Consider the following 3411-nt stretch of genomic DNA (forward strand, 5'->3'; position numbering starts at 1 on the left):
GCCCGCGGGATCGGCGCCGCAGGCGCTGGCGCGATCGGGGCGGCAGGTGGCCCGCGCGGTGGCGCGCGCGCTCGATCAGGCGGGGGGCTGAGGCGATGGCGTTCCGGCTGGCGAAGGCGGGAGAGCAGCGCACGCAGACGTTCGTCAAACGCTTCGACCCGCGTTTCTGGACGGTCAATTTCCCGCGGCCGATGATGGCGGCGGTGACCACGACCGGGGCGACGAGCCTCGCGGTGGACGCGGTGTTTTACAAGGCGGACGATCTCGCCGGGCTGATCTGGGAGGCGGAGGATCGGTTCGACCATCCGCTGCTGGCCTATGAGACCGATCGCGACTTTCGCGGGCTGACGCTGGCGTTTCGCTGGCGATCCTCGGGCGTGCTGGCGCTCGACGGGATCAACGGCCCGACACTGACGATCGAGGGGCGCGATGCGGAGGGCAATCCGCGATCCTGGTACGTGCGGCTGTGGAATTATGCGAGCGGCACGCCCGACGATGCGGCGATCCTGCTGGATTTCGACGCGATGGACGGCGGCTTCCTGCTGCCGGGCGAGGCCGATCGGGTGTGGGCGGGGGATATCGACCGGCTGTTCGTGTCGCTGGTCGCGCCCGGCTATACCGGCGCCGATGGGGCGCTGGAGTCGCCGCAGGAAGCTCAGGTCACGCTGTCCGATATCGTGTGCGAGGGCGCGCGATCGGTGCTGGCGATCGGCGATGCGTTCGTGCCCGGGCATCGCTTGCGGATCGCGACGGGCTATGACGACAGCTATAATCTGACGCCCGCGCGGGTGCTGCGGACGATCCTGCAACTCGGCTATCGCGGCACGATCAACCATTATGTCGGAATGAGCCATTATTTCCGGCTCGAGGCCAATTCGGGGGGCTTCTACGCGAGCCTGGCGGGCGGCGTGCTCAACGTGGCGTGCGCGGCGTGGCATGCGAGCTTCGCCGCGGAGGCAAAGGCGCTGGGCTTCGAGCTGATCCTGTCGCTGTCCTACGAGCTGCTCGACCAGCATTGTTGGGGCGATTGGAAGCAGCGCGCCGAGGATGGCGCACCCGCGCTGACCGGATGGGTGCCGCCCTCGACCTTGCTGTCCCCCGCCAATGCCGGGGCGATGTCCTATCTGCGGCAGGTGGCGCAGGCCTTTGCCGGAATCGCGGCGGCGGCGGGACTGCGGGTGCGGTTCCAGATCGGCGAGCCCTGGTGGTGGGTGACGGGGGACGGGCGGCCGTGCCTCTACGACGATGCGGCGCGCGCGGCGTTCGGGGGAGCGCCGGTGTCGATCGCGAGCGTGCGCGGCGCGCTGGACGCGGGGCGGAAGGCGTTGCTCGATCAGGCGGGGGCGTTGCTCGCGGCCTCGACGGCGGCGCTGTGTGCCGCCGTCAGAGCGGTGGCCGCCGACGCGGAGCTGCTGCTGCTGGCCTATCTGCCGAGCGTGCTCGATCCGGCGGCGCCCGAGGTGCGGCGCGCGAACCTGCCGATGGGGTGGGCGCGGCCGGCATTCGACGTGCTCCAGCTCGAGGATTATGACTGGGTGACGGGCGACGACGCCGGCGCGACCGCGGCGGGCACCCGCGAGGCGGCGCTGCGGCTCGGCTATCCGCTGGGCGAGACGCATTATTTCAGCGGCTTCGTGCTCAACGCGGGCGACGCCGGCGCGCAATGGCCGCTGATCGAGCGTGCCGCGATGGCGGGACAGGCGCGCGGGCATGCCGAGACCTTCGTCTGGGCGCTGCCTCAGGTGGCGCGCGACGGCTTCCTTCACTTCGAGCTTGGAGACGAGAGCATGCAGGCGTTCGACGACGTCGACTTTCCGATCGCGATCGGCGCGCACGCCAGCGTCGAGCCCGGCTTCTCGACCGCGATCGTCGCGAGTGCTTCGGGAGTCGAGCAGCGCAACATGGATTGGGCGCAGGCGAGGCTGCGCTTCGATGCTGGGCCGGGGGTGCGATCGCAGGCCGATATCGAGGCATTGCTGCGCTTCTTCCGCGCGCGGCGCGGCGCGGCGCGGGGCTTCCGGTTCCGCGATCCGCTCGACGACAGTTCGGCGGGATCGACCGATGCGGCGGGGTTCGGCGACGTCCCGCTCGGGATCGGCGACGGCGCGCGGACGCGGTTCGCATTGGTCAAGCTCTATGGCGACGACGCGCCCGAGCTGCGGCGGATCACGCGGCCGATCGCCGGAAGCGTGCGCGTCGGCGTCGGCGGGAGCGAGCGGCTGACCGGATGGGCGCTGGAGGAGGGCGGGATCGTCTCGTTCGCGAGCGCGCCGGCCGCCGGGCAGGCGGTGACCGCGGGGTATCGCTTCGCCGTGCCGGTGCGCTTCGCCGAGGATCATTTGCAAGTGTCGCTGGGCGCGGTGCTGGCGGGGGAGGCGCCTTCGGTGCCGCTGATCGAGGTGCGCGAGATGTTCGCGTGACGCTCGCGTGGCTGGAGGGCGACCTCACCAGCATCGCCTTGTGCTGGCGGCTCGACCGGCGCGACGGGGTGGCGATCGGCTTTACCAGCCACGATCGCGACCTGGCGATCGACGGGCTCGTCTATCGCGCGGCGCCGGGGATGACGCCCTCGGCGGTGAGCGTCTCGGACGGGTTCGAGGTCGATACGCTCGACGTTTCGGGGGCGCTGACATCGGATGCGATCACCGCCGGCGACATGGCGGCGGGGCGCTGGGACGGCGCGGCGGCGCGGCTGTTCGCGGTGGACTGGCGTGATCCGGGGGGCGGGAGCCTGCACCTGACGCGGGGCGAGCTGGGCGACGTTGCGATCCGCGACGGCGCCTTTTCGGCGGAGCTGCGCGGGCCGACCGCGTTGCTCGAACGGCTGGTGGTGGAGCGGACCTCGCCCGAGTGCCGCGCGAGCCTGGGGGATCGGCGCTGCCGGGTGGACATGGCTCCGCGCACCCGCTTCGCGCGGATCGTCGCGGTGGGCGATGCCACGACGGTGACGGTGGATGCCACCGAGCCCGAGGCGGGCGCCTATGGCTATGGCCGGATCGACTGGATCGAGGGCGCGAACAGCGGGATGGCGAGCCTGATCGCCGGATCGGACGGGGCGACGATCATGTTGCGCGAGCCCGCGCCGTTTGCGGTCGAGATCGGCGGGCTGGTGCGGCTGCGCGAGGGGTGCGACCGCGCGCTGGCGACGTGCCGCGACCGTTTCGCCAACGCGATCAACTTTCGCGGCGAACCCTATCTGCCGGGCAACGACCTGCTCACCCGCTATCCGGGAGCCTGACGATGACGATTGCGGAAGAGATCGTCGCGCGGGCGCGCGGCTGCCTCGGCGCGCGCTTTCGGCCGCAGGGGCGGGTGCCGGAGCATGGGCTCGATTGCGTCGGCGTCGCGGCGATCGCTTACGGGCGCGAGGTGCCGGGCAGCTATGCGCCGCGCGGCGGCGACGCGGGGGCG

General features: G+C 71.7%; 2 protein-coding genes. Both read left to right on the forward strand.

Going from position 1 to position 3411, the window contains the following annotated elements:
• Positions 1 to 95: 95 nt before the first annotated feature.
• Complete coding sequence (locus tag HUU94_RS10830) at positions 96 to 2420, forward strand: DUF2460 domain-containing protein (protein ID WP_174275092.1); 2325 nt, start codon at positions 96 to 98, stop codon at positions 2418 to 2420.
• The gene (locus HUU94_RS10835) at positions 2417 to 3238 is read left to right on the forward strand and encodes a DUF2163 domain-containing protein (protein ID WP_174275093.1); all 822 of its coding nucleotides are present in this window, start codon (positions 2417 to 2419) and stop codon (positions 3236 to 3238) included. The genes HUU94_RS10830 and HUU94_RS10835 overlap by 4 nt, the downstream gene beginning before the upstream one ends.
• Positions 3239 to 3411: the final 173 nt, after the last annotated feature.

The organism is Sphingomonas bacterium (assembly GCF_903644055.1).
Classification (GTDB): domain Bacteria; phylum Pseudomonadota; class Alphaproteobacteria; order Sphingomonadales; family Sphingomonadaceae; genus Sphingomonas_I.

Bases quoted from the DNA above. Each gene is read 5' to 3' on its own strand.
- HUU94_RS10830 (WP_174275092.1), top strand. From the start codon at position 96: ATGGCGTTCCGGCTGGCGAAGGCGGGAGAGCAGCGCACGCAGACGTTC.